At 69.3% G+C, this 17,654-nt stretch carries 16 protein-coding genes; 12 read left to right on the top strand and 4 right to left on the bottom strand.

Going from position 1 to position 17,654, the window contains the following annotated elements:
- Positions 1-75 precede the first annotated feature (75 nt).
- Positions 76-2,895 carry a [protein-PII] uridylyltransferase gene (locus P7D22_RS15560; RefSeq protein ID WP_319935167.1) on the bottom strand — a complete coding sequence of 940 codons (2,820 nt, stop codon included), beginning with the start codon at positions 2,893-2,895 and terminating at the stop codon, positions 76-78.
- Between the two features lie 208 nt (positions 2,896-3,103).
- Between P7D22_RS15560 and P7D22_RS15555 the strand changes: the two genes are divergently transcribed.
- The 3 genes from P7D22_RS15555 to P7D22_RS15545 all read left to right on the top strand — a co-directional run bounded on the left by P7D22_RS15555 (position 3,104) and on the right by P7D22_RS15545 (position 5,522).
- The gene (locus P7D22_RS15555; RefSeq protein WP_319935166.1) at positions 3,104-3,541 is read left to right on the top strand and encodes a hypothetical protein; all 438 of its coding nucleotides are present in this window, start codon (positions 3,104-3,106) and stop codon (positions 3,539-3,541) included.
- Complete coding sequence (locus P7D22_RS15550; RefSeq protein WP_319935165.1) at positions 3,538-4,059, top strand: glycosyltransferase; 522 nt, start codon at positions 3,538-3,540, stop codon at positions 4,057-4,059. Before P7D22_RS15555 ends, P7D22_RS15550 begins: the two co-directional genes overlap by 4 nt.
- A gap of 140 nt (positions 4,060-4,199) precedes the next feature.
- Entirely contained in the window at positions 4,200-5,522 is a 1,323-nt protein-coding gene (locus tag P7D22_RS15545; protein WP_319935164.1) for a UDP-glucose dehydrogenase family protein, read from the top strand.
- Positions 5,523-5,556: 34 nt separating this feature from the next.
- On the opposite strand, the gene dapB is transcribed toward P7D22_RS15545, so the two are convergent.
- Positions 5,557-6,363 carry a 4-hydroxy-tetrahydrodipicolinate reductase gene (gene dapB, locus P7D22_RS15540; protein WP_319935185.1) on the bottom strand — a complete coding sequence of 269 codons (807 nt, stop codon included), beginning with the start codon at positions 6,361-6,363 and terminating at the stop codon, positions 5,557-5,559.
- Between the two features lie 269 nt (positions 6,364-6,632).
- The gene (locus tag P7D22_RS15535) at positions 6,633-6,929 is read right to left on the bottom strand and encodes a BolA family protein (protein WP_319935163.1); all 297 of its coding nucleotides are present in this window, start codon (positions 6,927-6,929) and stop codon (positions 6,633-6,635) included.
- A 102-nt stretch (positions 6,930-7,031) separates the two neighbouring features.
- On the opposite strand from P7D22_RS15535, the gene P7D22_RS15530 reads away from it, so the two are divergent.
- From P7D22_RS15530 to P7D22_RS15490, 9 genes are all read left to right on the top strand, one after another.
- The gene (locus tag P7D22_RS15530; RefSeq protein WP_319935162.1) at positions 7,032-7,694 is read left to right on the top strand and encodes a J domain-containing protein; all 663 of its coding nucleotides are present in this window, start codon (positions 7,032-7,034) and stop codon (positions 7,692-7,694) included.
- 75 nt (positions 7,695-7,769) lie between these two features.
- The gene (gene cobS / locus P7D22_RS15525) at positions 7,770-8,756 is read left to right on the top strand and encodes a cobaltochelatase subunit CobS (protein WP_319935161.1); all 987 of its coding nucleotides are present in this window, start codon (positions 7,770-7,772) and stop codon (positions 8,754-8,756) included.
- Between the two features lie 17 nt (positions 8,757-8,773).
- A complete protein-coding gene (locus P7D22_RS15520) occupies positions 8,774-9,268 on the top strand; it encodes a DUF29 domain-containing protein (RefSeq protein WP_319935160.1) in 495 nt (164 codons plus the stop codon).
- Positions 9,265-11,175 (top strand): cobaltochelatase subunit CobT, encoded by a 1,911-nt coding sequence (gene cobT, locus P7D22_RS15515; RefSeq protein WP_442916098.1) that lies wholly within the window; start codon positions 9,265-9,267, stop codon positions 11,173-11,175. The genes P7D22_RS15520 and cobT overlap by 4 nt, the downstream gene beginning before the upstream one ends.
- A gap of 69 nt (positions 11,176-11,244) precedes the next feature.
- A complete protein-coding gene (locus P7D22_RS15510) occupies positions 11,245-12,108 on the top strand; it encodes a hypothetical protein (protein WP_319935158.1) in 864 nt (287 codons plus the stop codon).
- A gap of 88 nt (positions 12,109-12,196) precedes the next feature.
- On the top strand, positions 12,197-13,516 hold the full coding sequence (locus P7D22_RS15505) for a chloride channel protein (RefSeq protein WP_319935157.1): 1,320 nt from the start codon (positions 12,197-12,199) through the stop codon (positions 13,514-13,516).
- Between the two features lie 146 nt (positions 13,517-13,662).
- On the top strand, positions 13,663-14,328 hold the full coding sequence (locus P7D22_RS15500; protein WP_319935156.1) for an SspB family protein: 666 nt from the start codon (positions 13,663-13,665) through the stop codon (positions 14,326-14,328).
- A 3-nt stretch (positions 14,329-14,331) separates the two neighbouring features.
- Positions 14,332-14,523: a DUF4169 family protein gene (locus tag P7D22_RS15495; protein WP_319935155.1), complete on the top strand. Its 192-nt coding sequence runs from the start codon at positions 14,332-14,334 to the stop codon at positions 14,521-14,523.
- Complete coding sequence (locus P7D22_RS15490) at positions 14,516-14,788, top strand: ribbon-helix-helix domain-containing protein (RefSeq protein ID WP_319935154.1); 273 nt, start codon at positions 14,516-14,518, stop codon at positions 14,786-14,788. The genes P7D22_RS15495 and P7D22_RS15490 overlap by 8 nt, the downstream gene beginning before the upstream one ends.
- Before the next feature lie 82 nt (positions 14,789-14,870).
- On the opposite strand, the gene P7D22_RS15485 is transcribed toward P7D22_RS15490, so the two are convergent.
- The coding region (locus P7D22_RS15485; protein ID WP_319935153.1) for a hypothetical protein at positions 14,871-17,654 on the bottom strand (2,784 nt) is incomplete at its 5' end.

The raw sequence follows: 17,654 nt of genomic DNA, 5'->3' as shown, positions 1-17,654 counted from the left end.
GCTTTCGCGAGTGTGGTGTTGCGGGGGCGCCGCACGGCGCCGATGAGCCGCATATCAGCGGCGCCACAGCAAAAATCAAGCCGCCTTGACGGGTTGGGGCGCGTTCGGCTCGAGCCCGGCGAAGACGCCGGCCAGCCGTCCGCGGATCACCTCCTGCCGGCCGGCATCGGTGATCTTCGCATGGGTGAGGTCGGTCACATAGAAGGTGTCGACCGCCTTCTCGCCATAAGTCACCACATGGGCCGACACGATGTTGAGGCTCAGCGAGGCGAGCTCATGCGTCAAAGCATGCAGCAACCCGGGCCGGTCCATGCCGCGCACCTGGATCAAGGTGTGGCGGTTCGAGGCGGCATTGTCGATCAGGATGCGGGTTTCCAGCTGGAAGGTGGCGTCGCGCCCCTTCGGCGTGGTTTCCTTGGCGGCCACCGCCGACGCCAGGCGCAGTTCGCCCGCGAGCGCCCGGCCGATGCTCTTGATGATGCGCTCGGCCCGCCGCTCTTCGTCGCCGTCCTGCTCGAAGGCGCGGGAAATGGTGATCGAGTCGAGCGCGAGGCCGTCCGTCGTGGTGAAGATTTGCGCATCGACGATATTGGCACCCGCCACCGCGCAGCAGCCGGCGATCACCGACATGAAGCGCGGATGATCGGACGCCACGACGGTCAGCTCGGTGGTGTCCCGGAACGGGTCCGTACGCATCTGCCAGACGAGCGGCGCCGGTCCGGCCGGCACCGTGCGCAGCAGCTCCGCGTGACGCACCTTCCGCTCGACGTCGACCCGCAGCCAATAGGTCGGATAATGCCGGCCCATATAGGCATCGCGCTCGGCCGCCGGCCAGCCGGCCAAATGCGGCCGGAGCTCGTCCTGCGCGGCCCGCACGCGCTTCTTCAGGTCGAGCGAGGACTGGTGCCCCGACAGGGCCCCCTCGGCGCCGCGGTAGAGCGTGCGCATCAGCTCGCCCTTCCAGCCGTTCCACACGCCGGGGCCGACCGCCGTGATGTCGCAAAGCGTCAGGATATGCAGGCAGCGCAGCCGCTCGACCGACCCCACCTTGGCCGCGAACATGTCGATGGTGCGCGGGTCGGCAAGGTCGCGCGTCTGGGCCACGGTCGAAGCCAGCAGGTGGTTTTCGACGAGCCAGCCCACGAGGTCCCGCTCGGCCTCGCCAAAGCCGAACCGCTTGGCGATGCGGCGCGCCACCGTGGCCCCGGCCTTGGAATGATCTTCCTCGCGGCCCTTGGCGACGTCGTGCAGGAAGGTCGCCAGGTAGAGCACGGCACGGTTGGCGATCTTCGGCATCGCCTCGGTCGTGGCCAGCGGATATTGGTCGGCCTGCCGGCCGGCGTCGATGTCGCTGAGGATGCCGACGGAGCGCAGCAGGTGCTCGTCCACCGTGTAGTGGTGGTACATGTTGAACTGCATCAGGGCCACGACGCGGCCGAATTCAGGGATGAAACGCCCGAGCACGCCGGCTTCGTTCATCTGCCGCAAGGTGCGTTCGGGCGCATGGCGGGAGGTGAGCACCTCCATGAACAGGCGGTTCGCCTCGGGGTCGGCGCGCAGCTTGGCGTCGATCAGCTTCAGCGACAGGGTGACGAGCCGCGCCGCATCCGGGTGGATCGCCAGCCCATAATGGTCCGCCACCCAATACAGGCGGATGAGGTTCAGCGGGTCGCGCTCAAAGGCGTCGCGTCGCGCCACGGTCACGCGGTCGAGCTCGATCGCGAAGTCGCGCGTGCCGGCGATCGACTTCGGCCGGCGCAGGAAGTTGCCGACGAGCCGGTCGAACACCGCCGGGGGCTTGGCTTCCTTTTCCTCGAGCGCCGCGCACACGATGGCTGTGAGGTCGCCGACCGTTTTGGCGATCAGGAAATAATGCTTCATGAAGCGCTCGACGGCCGACAGGCCGCCGCGGGCCCGGTAGCCGAGCCGCTCGGCGATGACGCGCTGGTAATCGAAGCTCAGCCGCTCCTCGGCCCGGCCCGCCGCAATGTGGAGTTGGCAGCGCACCCGCCACAAGAACTCCTCGCAGCGGTGGAACGCCCCGAACTCGGCTTCGGTGAAAAGGCCGGCGCCGACGAGTTCGGCCGGGTTGCGCACCCGATAGACGTATTTGGAGATCCAGAACAGCGTGTTGAGGTCTCGCAGGCCGCCCTTGCCCTCCTTAACGTTTGGCTCGACGATGTAGCGGGAGGCACCCGCCTTGGCGATGCGGGTTTCGCGCTCCGCGAGCTTGGCGGTGACAAATTCGCGGGCCGTCTTGGCCACAAGCTCCTTCTCGAACCGGCCGCGCAACTCGTCGAACATCGCCGGATTGCCGCAGATCGGACGTGCCTCGAGCAGCGCCGTGCGGATCGTCATGTCGGCCTTGCCCTGTTTCAGGCATTCGTCGACCGAGCGGGTGGCGTGGCCGACCTTCAGCTTGAGGTCCCACAGGATGTACAGCATGGCCTCGACGACGCCTTCGCCCGAGGCAGCCTGCTTGACCGGCAGCAGAAACAACAGGTCGACGTCCGAACCCGGCGCCAGCGTGCCGCGCCCGTAGCCGCCGACCGCCACCACGGCCAGGCGCTCTGCCGCCGCCAGGGTGCCGGCGGGAACCAGATGGCGCAGCACGTAGCCATGCACGGCGCTCACCACCGCATCCGTCAGCTGCGCCAGCGCTTCCGCGCAGGCAAGGCCGCGTTTGTTGGCCAGAAACGACACTGTGATGGCGGCCCGGCCTTCGGCCAGGACGGCCCGGAAGCGGTCAACGGCGGCGGCCCGGGTGGCGGCCGAGTCGAGGCCCTGCCGGTGCATCGCCTCGAGCGAGGCCGCCAATGCGGCGGCATCGAAGCGCGCCCCGCCGCGCGGGGGCGGCGAGGCCGTGGAAAGGTCGGGGGAAATGGTGTCCAGCATGCCGACCCAATGTAGCGAAGCGCCGCGACTTTGACCACGTGGCCCTGGGCGGATCGCCCCCGAAGCCGGTTCCAGAGATTAGACCCAGCAATCAATATTCCTCTAAGGAAAGTTCCTCGTTATGGTTTATGGTAACGAGCCTCTTGAACCTTCTTTGTCCATTGAACTACAATGGACATTGGGGAAGTTTCTTAGGAGTTCGTTGGCGTTGACGCTCAAAGTTCTGGCGGTCGGATCGGGTGGAGGTCACTGGACCCAGCTTATGCGGCTGCTGCCTGCCCTTGAGCAGCACGACACGGCGCTGGTCAGCACGATGGACCAGGGCGTCAAAGGCCGCTTCTATCGCGTGCTCGACGCCAACCAGCGCGAGAAATGGGCCATGCTGAAGATGATGGCCCAAATCCTTCTCGTCGTGCTGCGCGAACGGCCCCACGTGGTGATTTCGACCGGCGCTGCGCCGGGCTACATGGCGCTGCGGTTCGGACGGCTGTTCGGGGCCCGCACCATCTGGGTCGACAGCTTCGCCAATGTCGACCAGCTGTCGATGGCCGGGCGTCTGGCCGGACCGCATGCCGACCTGTGGCTGACGCAATGGGCCCACCTGGCCAAGCCCGGCGGGCCGGAGTTCATCGGAGCCGTTCTATGATCTTCGTCACAGTGGGGGTGCAGCTGCCCTTCGATCGGCTGATCGAGGCGATGGACCGCTGGGCAGGCGAGCGGGGCCGCACCGATGTGGTGGCCCAAGCAGGCTCGTCGGCCTACCGGCCGCAACACCTGACGCTGCGCAAGACCCTTGCGCCAGCGGAATTCCGCCGCATCGTCGAGGAAGCGGAGCTGGTGGTGGCCCATGCCGGCATGGGCTCCATCATCACGGCGCTTGAGCTCGGCAAGCGCATCGTGGTGATGCCGCGCCGCGCCGACCTCGGCGAACACCGCAATGACCACCAGTTGTCGACGGCCCGCTACATGGCCGAGCAGAACCTCGTCACCGTGGCACCCGATGCCACCGAATTGGTGCGCCTGCTCGACGAGCCGGCCGCGGCGCTGCCGCAGCGCAAGATTTCCCGTATCGCGAGTGCGCCGCTGATCAACAAGATTTCCGATTTCCTGGACGCCGAGGCGACCCGCCGCGGCCTTGGCGTCCCGGCGCGCCCGGCCGCGTGAAACGCCGTCCCGGCAGGTTGCAAGACGCGGGGGCTTCGCCCATCTTGCGCCCGCCTTCTTGTGGGGTCGCCAGGCTGGCGGGCCCGATTTTCCCGGGTCCGGCCGAAACTGCCGTGACCCCAAGACCAAGGTGTTGATCCATGCATGTGACGATCGTTGGGTCGGGCTATGTCGGGCTGGTGTCCGGAACCTGTTTCGCCGATTTCGGCCATGACGTGGTCTGCGTTGACAAGGACCAGACCAAGATCGACGCCCTGAAGGGCGGCCGCATCCCGATCTTCGAGCCGGGGCTCGATCAGCTCGTCGCGTCCAACGTCAAGGCTGGGCGGCTGTCGTTCTCGACCGAGCTCGCGGACGCCGTCGGCAAGGCCGACACCGTGTTCATCGCCGTGGGCACGCCGTCGCGCCGCGGCGACGGTTTCGCCGACCTCAGCTACGTTTACGCGGCCGCGAAGGAGATCGCTCAGTCGCTGCAGGGCTATACCGTGATCGTCACCAAATCGACGGTGCCGGTCGGCACCGGCGACGAGGTCGAGCGCATCATCCGCGAAGCGAACCCCTCGGCCGACTTCTCGGTGGTGTCGAACCCCGAGTTCCTGCGCGAAGGCGCCGCCATCGAGGATTTCAAGCGCCCCGACCGGATCGTGATCGGTTGCGACGATGAGCGCGGCGGCGCCGTGGTGCGCGAGGTGTATCGCCCGCTCTACATCAACCAGGCGCCGTTCCTGATGACGGGCCGCCGCACGGCCGAGCTGACGAAATACGCCGCCAATGCCTTCCTGGCCACCAAGATCACCTTCATCAACGAGATCGCGGACCTGTGCGAGAAGGTGGGTGCCAACGTGCAGCACGTCGCCCGCGGTATCGGGCTCGACAACCGCATCGGCGGCAAGTTCCTGCATGCCGGCCCGGGCTACGGCGGCTCGTGCTTCCCCAAGGACACGCTGGCGCTGGTCAAGACGGCGCGCGACTACGAGGCGCCGACCCGCATCGTCGAGGCCGTGGTGGCGGTCAACGACGCCCGCAAGTCCGCCATGGCCCGCAAGGTGGTGGCGGCCTGCGGCGGCTCCGTCCGGGGCAAGCGCGTGGCGCTGCTCGGCCTCACCTTCAAGCCCAACACCGACGACATGCGCGACGCCCCTTCGCTCGCCATCGTGGCATCGCTGAAGGACGGCGGCGCGCTGATCAGCGCCTATGACCCCGAAGGCATGGAGGCCGCCAAGGCGCTGATGGACGGCATCGACTATGCGGCCGACGCCTACGCCTGCATAGAAGGCGCCGACGCCGTGGTGATCGTCACCGAATGGGACGAGTTCCGGGCACTCGACTTCGACCGGCTGAAGCGCATCATGAAGGCCCCCGTGATGGTCGACCTGCGCAACGTTTACCCACCGGAAGACGTGACCAAGCGGGGCTTCACCTATGTGAGCATCGGCCGCCCCGACGAAGCAGCCCGAAGCTGAACGAGCCTGGCCCCGCCGCGCGGGGCCAGCATCCTTAGACCGTTGTCAGCCCCAGCACGTCCCGCATGCCGTAAAGGCCGGGTTTCCGGCCGCGTGCCCAAAGCGCGGCCCTGACGGCGCCACGGGCGAAGATGCCGCGATCGTCGGCCCGGTGGGTCAGCTCCAGCCGTTCGCCCGCGGCCGCAAAGATCACCGTGTGGTCGCCCACCACGCTGCCGCCCCGCAGCGTCGCGAAACCGATGTCGCCCGGCTGGCGGGCGCCCGTATGACCGTCGCGGACCCGCACGGACCGCTCGCCGAGGTCGACGTCGCGCCCGGCCGCCGCCGCCTCGCCGAGCAGCAGCGCCGTGCCCGAGGGTGCATCCACCTTCATGCGGTGATGCATCTCAAGGATCTCGATGTCGGTGTCGGGCCCGAGCGTGCGGGCGACGCGCTCGACGAGCCCGGCCAACAGGTTGACCCCGAGACTCATATTGCCCGAGCGGACGATCGGCGCATGCCAGGCGGCCGCCTCGATGGCTTCGAGATCGGCGGCCGAGAGCCCCGTGGTGCCGATCACATGGGCGATGCGGGCCTGGGCCGCGAGTTCGGCGAAACCGAGCGTCGCGGCCGGCGCCGTGAAATCGAGCACTCCTTCGGTCACGACAAAGGCTTGCAGCGCATCCGCGGTCACCGGGATGCCGAGGGTTCCGACCCCGGCGAGCGTGCCGGCATCCTGGCCAAGAAGCGGCGAGTCGGGACGCTCCAGCGCGCCCGATAACGTGGCGCCCTCGGTTTCGTGCACCGCCCGGATCAGCATGCGGCCCATGCGCCCGCCTGCGCCCGTCACCACCAGCCGCATGTCTGCCATCGTGTTCGCTCCGTTGCTGCGGCCTTATAGCGATCCGCGGCGACCTTGGCTCGTTGTCAGGCGCATCCGATCATGGCTTCAACTTCATTCCGGACGCAGCGCAGCGGAGATCCGGAACCGGGGAGCCTCAGCGGCGCAGGCTTAGGGCACACCGGTTCCGGACTCGCCTTCGGCCCCTCCGCAGGCCATCCCAGACCGCAGCCCTCATTCCGTGGCCCTTGGCCAGCTCCGCGCCCCGGAATGAGGGCTGCGGCGGGATGTCAACGGCTGGGGCCGGCGTCCGGCAAGCCCGCTTCGGCGGGTGTTCGCGCCTCGATGGCCAGCGCATGCAGGCCCGCCGCCAGTTCGCCCGACGCGAGCGCATTGACCATCCGGTGACGGTCCACCCGGGTCTTCCCCGCAAAGGCGGCCGAGACGACCTTGACCCGGAAGTGGGTTTCGCCCTCTGGTCGCCAGCCGCCGTGCCCCGCGTGGTGGTGTGATTCGTCAACCACATCGAGGGACACTGGGTGGAGCGCCTCGGTCAGGGTCGCGAGCAATCGGGTCCGGGCCGTCATTTTGGTGCCTTCCTGCTGCTGTTGGGTCGATGCCGACCGGCCCCGTCCTTCGGGGAAGGTCGGCCCTTGCTGGGAGGCGCAACCTCCCCATAATGGACTGCGATGAACCCCAATTCCCGCCTCTTCGACGGCATCCGGACCGCATCGGCCGCCAAGTCGACCAACAAGAAGGCTCCCGTCAAGGAGCCGACGCAGGCGCCCTGCGCTTATCCGGGCTGCCCCAAGCCGGGCGTCCACCGCGCCCCCATGGGTCGCGACCGCGAAGGGCAGTTCTTCTGCTTCTGCGTGGACCACGTGCGCGAATACAACGCCACCTACAACTATTTCGACGGCATGAGCGACGAGGCCGTGGCGAAGTTCCAGAAGGAAGCGCTGGTCGGCCATCGCCCCACCTGGGACATGGGGGTCAAGAACGGCTCCGGGGCGCGCGAAGCGGGCGCTGCACCCCGCAATGGCGAGGAGGCGCTCGACATGGGCCTACGCCCGCGTTGGCACCGCGGCGTGCCTCAGGCGGCCCAGCCGCCGCGCTATTCGACCGCCACCATGAAGGCGCTCGTCGTGATGGAGCTCGACGACAAGGCCACGACCGACAGCGTCAAGCTCCGCTACAAGGCCCTGGTGAAGCGCTTTCACCCGGATTCGAATGGGGGTGACCGTTCGTCCGAGGAGCGATTGCGCGAGATCATCCGCGCCTATAACTACTTGAAGACCGTTCGGCTCGCGGATGGCGTTGTCGCCAAGCCCGCCGCCAAGCGGAAGACCTGAACCCTGGATCATCAACCCCGCCCTGCCGTTCCGCCGCCCGGATCGGATCATCCGGCAGGCCGGGACGGAGGACGGATGTCTGACGCCGCGACCACCACACCTGGCCTGCCCGACCGCATGGTCTCGGTGCGCGACACCTTTGGCATCGATTCCGACATGAAGGTGCCGGGCTTCTCGGCCGCCGACGAGCACGTGCCGCCGTCCGACCCGCATTACCTGTTCGATCGCGACACCACGCTGGCGATCCTGGCGGGCTTCGCCCGCAACCGCCGCGTGATGATCACCGGCTACCACGGCACCGGCAAGTCGACCCATGTCGAGCAGGTGGCGGCGCGGCTGAACTGGCCTTGCGTGCGCGTCAACCTCGACAGCCACGTGTCCCGCATCGACCTCGTCGGCAAGGACGCGATCGTGCTGAAGGACGGCAAGCAGGTCACCGAATTCAAGGACGGCATGCTGCCCTGGGCGCTGCAGAACAACGTGGCGCTCTGCTTCGACGAATATGACGCCGGCCGGCCGGACGTGATGTTCGTGATCCAGCGCGTGCTGGAAGTGTCGGGCCGGCTGACGCTGCTCGACCAGAAGCGCGTCATCCAGCCGCATCCGGCCTTCCGGCTCTTCGCCACCGCCAACACAGTCGGGCTCGGCGATACGTCAGGGCTTTACCACGGCACCCAGCAGATCAATCAGGGCCAGATGGATCGCTGGTCGATCGTCGCGACGCTGAACTACCTGCCCCACGACCGGGAGGTCGACATCGTGCAGGCCCGCGTCGGGCATTATGCCGGCAAGGAAGGCCGCGACACCGTCAACAAGATGGTGCGTGTCGCCGACCTCACCCGCAACGCCTTCATGGCGGGTGACCTGTCGACCGTGATGAGCCCCCGCACGGTGATCACCTGGGCCGAGAACGCCGAGATCTTCGGCAACATCGGCTTCGCGTTCCGGCTGACCTTCCTGAACAAATGCGACGAGCTGGAGCGCTCGCTGGTGGCGGAATTCTACCAGCGCTGCTTCGGGCAGGAGCTGCCGGAAAGCGCCGTCAACGTGGCGCTGAGCTGAGGGCCAAGGAGGCAGCGGTGACGCTGGCAGAAGATCGGGAACGGGGTCTGGCGGAGGAGCGACAGCGGCCGGTCCTCGTGGGCTATGGGGACGATCCCTATTCGTGGGCGCTTGAGCAGGCCGAGCTGCTGCGCGACGGCCGTTTGGACCTGATCGACGCCGCCAACCTCGCCGACGAGATTACTACCTTGGTTCATTATCTCGCCGACAAGCTCCGCTCCGACTTGAGTCGCATTCTCCAGCATCTCTTGGAGTGGGACCATCAAACCGAGGTGCGTTCCCGGAGCTGGTGCCTCAGCATCACCGAGCATCGCCGTCGCGTCGTGGAGCATCTGGAGGGCGGGCCCGGCCTGAAGTCGATCCTGCCCAAGCTCCTTGCGGAAGCCTACAGGAACGGGCGTCGGTACGCCCTGGACGAAACCGGGCTGCCGCAACGCGCCATGCCCGAAACCTGCCCCTATGCCTGGGACGAGATCATGCATCGTCCGATCGAATGGCCGGAGACTCCGTGAGCACAGGCGGCAATCGCAAACCCGGCGCCCCCAACGAGGCGCCGCAGGAACCCTTCAAGCGCGCGGTGGCGGGCTGCATGCGGGCCTTGTCGCGCAATCCGCAGCTCGAGGTCACCTATGCGCCCGAGCGTCCCGGCATCAGCGGCCACGGCGAGAGCGCCCGCGCGCGCCTGCCCGAACCAGCCCGCAAGCTTTCGGCTCGCGAGGCCGCCATCGTGCGGGGCCATTCGGATTCGCTGGCGCTGAAGCTCGCCTGCCATGACGGCGGCGTCCACCGCCGCCTGGTGCCGGAAGCGGCCGGCGCGCGGGCGCTGTTCGAGGCCGTCGAGCAGGTGCGGGTGGAGTCGATCGGCGCACGCCGCATGGCCGGCGTCGCCACCAACCTGTCGGCCATGCTGGAGGACCGCTACCATCGCGGCACCTATGCGGAGGTGACCGACCGGGCCGATGCGCCGATCGAGGATGCCGTGGCCCTGATGGTGCGCGAGCGGCTCACCGGGCTGAAGCCACCCGCCGCCGCCCAGAAGATCGTCGACCTGTGGCGCCCCTGGGTGGAACAGAAGGCCGGCGCCGACCTCGACGGGCTCGAGGCCGTGCTGGAAGATCAGCGCACCTTCGGCCGCTCGATCCACAAGCTGTTGCAGAATCTCGAGATGGCCGATCCGTCCTCGATGGATCAGGACGAACAGGACGAGCAGGACGACCAGGACCAGCAGCCGCAGAATCCCGACGACGCCCAGGGCGAGGGCGAAGAGGTCGAGACCGGCGAGATGATGGACATGGAAGGCGCCGACCAGGCCGCCGAGGAGATGGACGACGGTGAGATGGACACCGCCGACCAGCCCTCCGGCGAGGCGCCCGACGAGGACGAGCAGGGCGAATCGGACGACGCCGCCGAAGGCAAGCGCCCGCCGTCCGGCCTGCCCGACAAGGCGGCCATCGACTACAAGGCCTTCAACGGCAAGTTCGACGAAACGATCGCGGCCGAAGACCTGTGCGAGCCGGAGGAGCTGGAGCGCTTGCGCTCCTACCTCGACAAGCAGCTGTCCAACCTGTCGAGCGTCGTCGGCCGGCTGGCCAATCGGCTGCAGCGCCGGCTGATGGCGCAGCAGAACCGCGCCTGGGAGTTCGACCTCGAGGAAGGGATGCTCGATCCGGCGCGGTTGATGCGCGTGGTGATCGACCCGCAGCAGCCCTTGTCGTTCAAGCGCGAAAAGGACACCGACTTCCGCGACACCGTGGTGACGTTGTTGCTCGACAATTCCGGCTCGATGCGTGGCCGGCCCATCACGGTGGCGGCCACCTGCGCCGACATCCTGGCCCGCACGCTGGAGCGCTGCGGCGTCAAGGTCGAGATCCTCGGCTTCACGACGCGCGCCTGGAAAGGCGGCCAGTCGCGCGAAGCGTGGTTGCAGGCCGGCAAGCCTCAGGCGCCCGGCCGGCTGAACGACCTGCGCCACATCATCTACAAGTCGGCCGACGCCCCCTGGCGCCGGGCCCGCCGCAACCTCGGCCTGATGATGCGCGAGGGGCTGCTGAAGGAGAACATCGACGGCGAGGCGCTCGACTGGGCCCACAAGCGCCTGCTCGGCCGCCCCGAACAGCGCCGCATCCTAATGATGATCTCTGACGGGGCGCCGGTGGACGATTCCACCCTGTCGGTGAACCCGGGCAACTACCTGGAAAAGCACCTGCGTGCCGTGATCGAGGAGATCGAGACCCGCTCGCCCGTGGAGCTCATCGCCATCGGGATCGGCCACGACGTGACGCGCTATTACCGCCGCGCCGTGACGATCGTCGATGCGGAGGAGCTCGGCGGCGCCATGACCGAGAAGCTGGCGGAATTGTTCGACGAAAAAGCGCCCGGGAGCGGCGCGGCCTATGGGGGCCGGCGCCGGGCCGCCTGAGCCGAGAACGCTGGTCGGGGCACGCCGGACCCGCTACCCTGGCCCAAGGGACAGCGGAAGCGGGGACACATGGACGAATCGCCCGAGCAGGAAGGCCCATGGCGCCTCGTCGCCCTCGGGCTTGCCCTGGTGGCCATGGCGGGCTGGGGCTTGCTGGCCTGGACCTACACCCGTTCCACCTCGGACGAGACCGCGCTGCGGGGCCAATTGGTGGCCCAGCAAGGCGAACGCGATCTGCTTGGCGCCGAATTGGCCAAGCAACGCAAGGCCGACGGGACGCTGGCCGACATCGCGGCCAAGCGGGACATGGCTGAAGCCGATGCGCGCCGCGCCATCGCGGCCGCCCAGGCGGCCAACAAGGCCCGCGATGCCGCGGCGGCCGAGCTGACGGCCCAGCAGCAACAAGCCCGGGCTACCGCCGACCAGCAGGCTCCGATCAAAGCCGCCCTCGCGGAGCTGACGACGGAACGCGACCATATCGCCACGGAGGTTGAGACGACGCGGCAGCAGGGCGATCTGCTGCGACAGGCCTTTGCGAAAGCCTCCGACCAGCTGGCGGGGAAGAACAGCGAACTCGCCGACCTGAACGACAAGGTCCAGAAGGCACGAACCGACAAGGGGGCCCAGGAGGCCGCCCAGGCCGACGCCAACAAGGCCCTGGCCGTGGCCCAAGCCGAGCTGAAAAGCCTGCTCGACCAGCGTGCCGCGGGCGAAACCGCGCTGGCCCGCCTGACCGCCGAAACCGCAAAGGCCACGGACACCAAGGCAGTTCTCGATCAACAGGTGGTGACGCTTGAACAGCGCAACGCCGCTGCAACCTCGGAGGCCACGCGCCTGCAGGCGCAGATCGCCGACCGCAAGGCGGCGCTCGATGCCCTTGCGCCCGGCGACGCACCCGCCCCGAAAGCTGGCGACGGCACGCCGGCGCCCTGAGCTCGCCTTCCAAGAGGACGAAGCGGCCCGCTTGCTCGACGATCCGCCTGCCTTTATGGCCGGGCAGGGCAGGGAAGGCAGGTTAGGCATGGGTTTCACAGCTGAAGGATGGGCGCGACCCTTCCATCTCTGGTGGCCCAAGCTGCATCGGCGGAGCTTGTTCGTGCTGGGCGGCGTCGCGACGGGCGGGGCCGCGGTCGGGATGGCGGCGTTGGCCGACGAGGCCCAGGCCCTGTTCGCGGCGGCGTGCCACCTTTGGTCCGCCTTGCCGTTCCTGTTGACGCCCGCGGGGTTCGCGCTCGCGGTGGGGCTGACGCGCCGCTTCGTGCCGAGCGCCGCCGGCAGCGGCATCCCGCAGGTGATCGCAGCCCATCACATGGAAGACCCCGACGCGCGGGGCGGGCTGGTGTCGATCCGGGCCGGGCTCGCCAAGATCGGCCTTCTGGCGCTTGGGCTTCTGGCCGGCGCCTCCGCCGGGCGCGAGGGGCCGACCGTGCAGGTCGGCGCCGCCATCATGTTCGCCCTGGCGCGGCTCGAGCCGCACCGCCAGCCGGGCCTGCTCGTGGCGGGCTCGGCGGCCGGCATCGCGGCCGCCTTTAACGCGCCGCTGGCCGGCATCGTGTTCGGCATCGAGGAGATGAGCCGCTCCTTCGAGGTGCGCACCAGCGGGCTCGTCCTTGCCACCGTGATCGCGGCCGGCCTCACCTCGCTCGCCATCCTGGGCGACTACACTTCGTTCGGCACCACGGCCGTGGCGATGCCGTTCGGCCGGCTCTGGCTCGCGATCCCGGTCGCGGGTGTCGTCTGCGGCGCGCTCGGCGGGCTGTTCTCGCGCATCCTGATCGCCGCCGCGCGCGGCTTGCCGGCGGTGCCCGGGCGCTTGATCCGCCGCCATCCGGTGGCCTTCGCGGCGCTCTGCGGGCTCGGGGTGGCGTTGTGCGGCGCCGCGGCAGGCGGCACGGTGTTCGGCACCGGCTACGCGCAATCAACAACCATTCTGGCCGGGCAGGCCATGCCCTGGGCCTTCGGTCCGCTGAAACTTGTGGCCACGGCCTTGTCGTCGATCAGCGGGATCCCGGGAGGCATCTTCTCGCCCTCGCTCGCGGTCGGGGCCGGCATCGGCTACGACCTGCATGCCTTGATGCCCGGCGTGCCGGTCGCGGCCCTGGCGATCCTCTGCATGGCGGCCTATCTGGCGGGCGTCGTGCAGGCACCGATGACGTCCTTCGTCATCGTGGGCGAGATGACGGCCAACCACGCCCTCACGTTCCCCATCATGCTGGCTGCCGTGATCGGCTTCGCCACCTCGCGGCTGATCTGCCCCGAAGGCGTTTATCACGTGCTGTCGCGCAACTACGTCGCGGCCGTGCCGGTGCCCAGCCCGAAGACCACCGAGGCGGCGGACTGACACGGGGCAGGCGGCCCGGACTGTTCACCCACCGGCGTTCGTGACACAATGCCCGGACCGCATTGCTTGTTCTGCGGCGCATTCCCATCTGGACCACCATACCGGGTCGTGGGCTCGGGCGCGGCGGGCGAGATCTGGACGACTGAATGGCTACCGACCTGATTCGCTACGATCTTCTGGTGCAGGATGCGCTGCGCGGCGTTGTGCGCAACGTGCTGTCGGAGGCAGTCCGCAATGGATTGCAGGGCGATCACCACTTTTTCATTACCTACAAGACCAACACGCCGGGCCTGCGGCTGTCGAACCGGATGCGGGAACGCTATCCGGACGAGATGACCATCATCCTGCAACACCAGTTCTGGGATCTGGCCGTCACCGACCATGCCTTCGAGGTGGGCCTGTCGTTCAACAACGTACCCGAGCGGCTGCTGATTCCCTTCGCGGCCGTGACCAGCTTCGTCGACCCTTCGGTGCAGTTCGGCCTGAAGTTCGATGTTGTGACGTCCGACGACGCGGAAGCGGCCGCTTCCGAGGAAACGTCCGAGCCCGCCCCGAAGGCTTTGCCGGGGCGGCGCGGCCCCGTGGCGGTCGAAACAGACAAGGCGCCCAGCAGCAGCAGCGATTCTGTGGTGGCGCTGAAGCCGCACGACATTAAGCCCGCGACGCCGCCGCTGGTGCCGTCCGCCAAACCGGCGAGCGGCAAGGGGGGAGGCGCGGGCAAGACGGGCAAGCCCGCACCCGAGAAGCCCGCCGAAGCGCCCGTCGAGGCCAAGGTGCTGTCCATCGACGCGTTCCGCAAGAAGCCGAGCTGAGCGATGGCGGAGATCCTGAATCTCCGGCAGGCCCGCAAGGCTCGGGCGCGACAGGTCGCCGATGCGGCCGCCGAGGCCAATCGCATCAGCTTCGGCCGCAGCAAGGCCGAGGTGCGCGAAACCACGGCGCGCCAGGCCCTGACGGCGCGTCGGCTCGACAACCACAAGCGGGATGCCTCCGACGGAGATGCCTGAGCGCCGACGCCCCGCCGGCCGGGCCTCGGCGGTGGTCAAGCGGTCCGTCCTCATCGCCGGGCATGCCACCAGCGTGTCGCTCGAGACAGCCTTCTGGGATGCCCTGAAATCCATGGCGACGGAGCGTGACCTGTCGTTGACCGCGCTGGTGACGGAGATCGACGGCGGGCGCACGGGCGAGAACCTGTCTTCGGCCATCCGGGTGTCGGTGCTGAAACGTTATCGGGATTCGGTGGCCGGCCCTATGGCAAGCCTGGACGCCTGAAGCCGTCCACCGACGCCTGCGGTCACCCGGCTTCTTTCAGCCGAGCCATGAGGCTCGAGGGAGCGCGCGCGGTCCGGCGCGATCAATATAAGCCGTTCTCCGAGGGGTCGCCTGGTGCCGCCGTGGGCTGCGACCCGGCGGCGCCCGGACGAGCCGGCGGCACCGGGGGCGGAGCCGGCAGGGTGTTGAGCAGCCGGGCCACGGGATCGCTCGCGGGCGGGCGGATCGGCGGCACCGGCAGCACGGTTCTGGCCTTCTCGGCCGCCACAGCCGCCGCCGCTGCGGCCGCACGGGCGGCGCGCTCTTCATCCATGGCCTTGAGGCGGCGGGCGAAGAAGGCCCGCTCGCGCAGGTCGTCCTGCATCAACTGGATGCGATCCTGTTCGCGCGCGATGGCCCGGGCCGCGAGCCCGTTGGCAAAGGCGGCGGCATCCACCGCGCGGGTCGGGCTGGTGAGCGGACCGCGCCAGGTGACGGTCACGGCCGGCGGATCGCCTTTCCAGTCTTTCGGCACCTCGGCGCCCGTCAGGGTGGCCCGCAGGGTCAGCTGCCCCGTCGCAAGCGCCAGGGCCGTGTCGCTCGCCAGCGTGCCGGCCGGGGCGGGGCTCGACACCAGCCCGGTCCGCAGTGTGCCGGCCGCGAGCGTGACGGGGGCCACCACGGTGCCGAGGTCGAGCGCCCCCCGATCAAGCGCCGTGCCGAGTGCGGCCTGAATGGCGTCGGCGTCCATGCTGGCGTCCTCCGCCTCATAGGCCTTGGCGGTGGCCGCGAGCGCGCGGGGATCGAGGCGCGGCAGGGTGCCCGTGAAGGTGAGCGCGCCGTCGCCCGCGAGGCTTGCCACAAGCGCATCGGGGCTGGTTCCGCTCCCGGCGACGCTGAGGCTTCCCCCGAGCTGGCCAGCCAGGCTCGGATAAGCGAGGTGAAGGCCCTCGAACTGGATCTGGCCGCTCAGCGACGCGGCCGCGCCGTTGCGGCGCAACGTCAGGGTGCCGCCGGCCTTGCCGCCCGCGAAGCCGCCCGTCATGGCCCCGAGCGTCAGGGTGCCCGGGGTGAGCCGCAGCCCGAATCCCGCATGGGTGAGCGCGAGCCCATTGCCGAGATCGAGCCGGGCCGTCTGCACCTGCACCTCGGCGGGTGGCAGCGCCGGGGGGCTGGCCGTGAAAGGGGCGCCGGAGAACAAGCGGCCCGGGGCGGTCGGGCTCGTCGGCACCGGGCCGAGCGCCAGGGATGCAAGGGCCGGGAAGGCGAGGGTGTCGAGGGACAGGCTGCCCGTCACCGCGCCCGACTCGGCGGCCCTGGCCAACGCGCCCGATACGGCAACCCCGGCGAGGTGGCCGCCGAGCTTATCGGCCTTGAGCGCCGCGCCGGTCCAATCGAGGTCGGCCGCGACATCCCACGGCCCGGCCGCCGTGGCCGACGGCAGCGCCAGCCCTCGCAGCAGCGTCGCCGCGTTGCGCCCCGAGGCCGTGGCATGACCCCGACCCGTGGCACCGTCGCTGTGCCCATCGAAGGCCAGCACGCTGTCGGCGACACTCGCCGTGAGATGAGTGTCGTAGCCGAGATCGGCCGTTCCCCTGGCGGTCAGCTCGACGTGGCTCGGGCCGAGCCCCCCCGACGCCACGGGAGTGGCGCCAAGCTGGCGCAGCAGCGCGCCGCCCTCGGGCGCATCGAGCACCGCCAGCAGGTTGAGGGTCGAGGCCGCAAAAAGCCGCGCCGGCTCGGGGGTGATCGTGGCCGAGACCCGGGTCGCGGCCGCGACCCCCTTGGCGGTGGCGAGCGTGGGGATGAGATGGTTGTTGCTGTCGAGACTGCCGCTGAGCGCCAGATCGAGACCGAGCGGCGACACCAGTGCGGCGCGGGCCACAAAGGCGTCGGTGGCGGCGTCGGGCAGCAGCTGGCGCAACAAGACGGCGAGCGGCGCCGCATCGGCGGCCGTCACCTTGCCTTGCGCCTTCAGCGTGCGATCCGACGCGAGCGATCCCGTGGCCGAGACGCTGGCGCCGTCGAGCCCACTGAGGCTGAAACGGTCGAGCGTCACGGCCGCGCCCGCCTTGTTGACGTGGAATGCCAGCGGGCCGGTTTCGAGCGTGCCAAGCCCGGCATGGGCGAGCTTGACCGCATGGGCCGCCACCCCGACCGACAGGTCGAGCGGGTCGAACAGCCCCGTGACGTCGGCCAGCGCCGGCAGGCGGCCGGTGTCGAGCGTGTCGGCCTGCAGGTCGGCGTAAAGGCGTGGCGGATCGGCCCCGACGCCGCGGGTCAGGGCAGCCGCACCCGTAACCCGGGACCCATCGACCGTGAGCGTCAGGTCACGCGCCGCGGCACCGGTGGCCGACAGGTCGAGGGTTCCCGCAAAGGCGACATCGCTCGCCGTCGTGTTGCGGCCGATCCAGTCGGCCGCCTCGGGGGCAAGCGGCGCCAGGGCTGCAATGGTTTCGGGCAGGTTGTGGGTCGCGACCTCGGCCTTGCCGGTGAACATCGCGGCGGCACCGCGTTCGACGGCGCCCTCGAGGGCGAGCCGCAAGCCGTCCGGCCCCCCGATGCCGAAGCGTCCCCGCACGGGCGCCCCGGCCGCGAGATCGAGCGAGCCGGCGGCATCGGTCAGGGTGAGGTCGCCGGCCGTTACGGCGTCGATGCCCCAGTCGAGTTTCACCCGGGCCGGTGGCACCGTCTGGCCGGCCAAGGCGGCCTGCAGGGCCGCGAGCCATTGCGTCGCTCGCGGGCGCGGGGTGTCGGGCGCCACAGCCGGGGCCACCGCGAGCCGGTCGAGATCGAGCTGGCGCGCCTTCAAGCTCACGGCTGCCGACGGCACGGCGCCGAAATCCACCAGCACGGCGCCATTGGCCACGAGGGCGCGCGCGTCCGC

The organism is Lichenihabitans sp. Uapishka_5, assembly GCF_033947565.1.
In the GTDB taxonomy this organism is placed as follows: domain Bacteria; phylum Pseudomonadota; class Alphaproteobacteria; order Rhizobiales; family Beijerinckiaceae; genus Lichenihabitans.
This window is presented reverse-complemented; position numbering and strand designations above follow the sequence as displayed.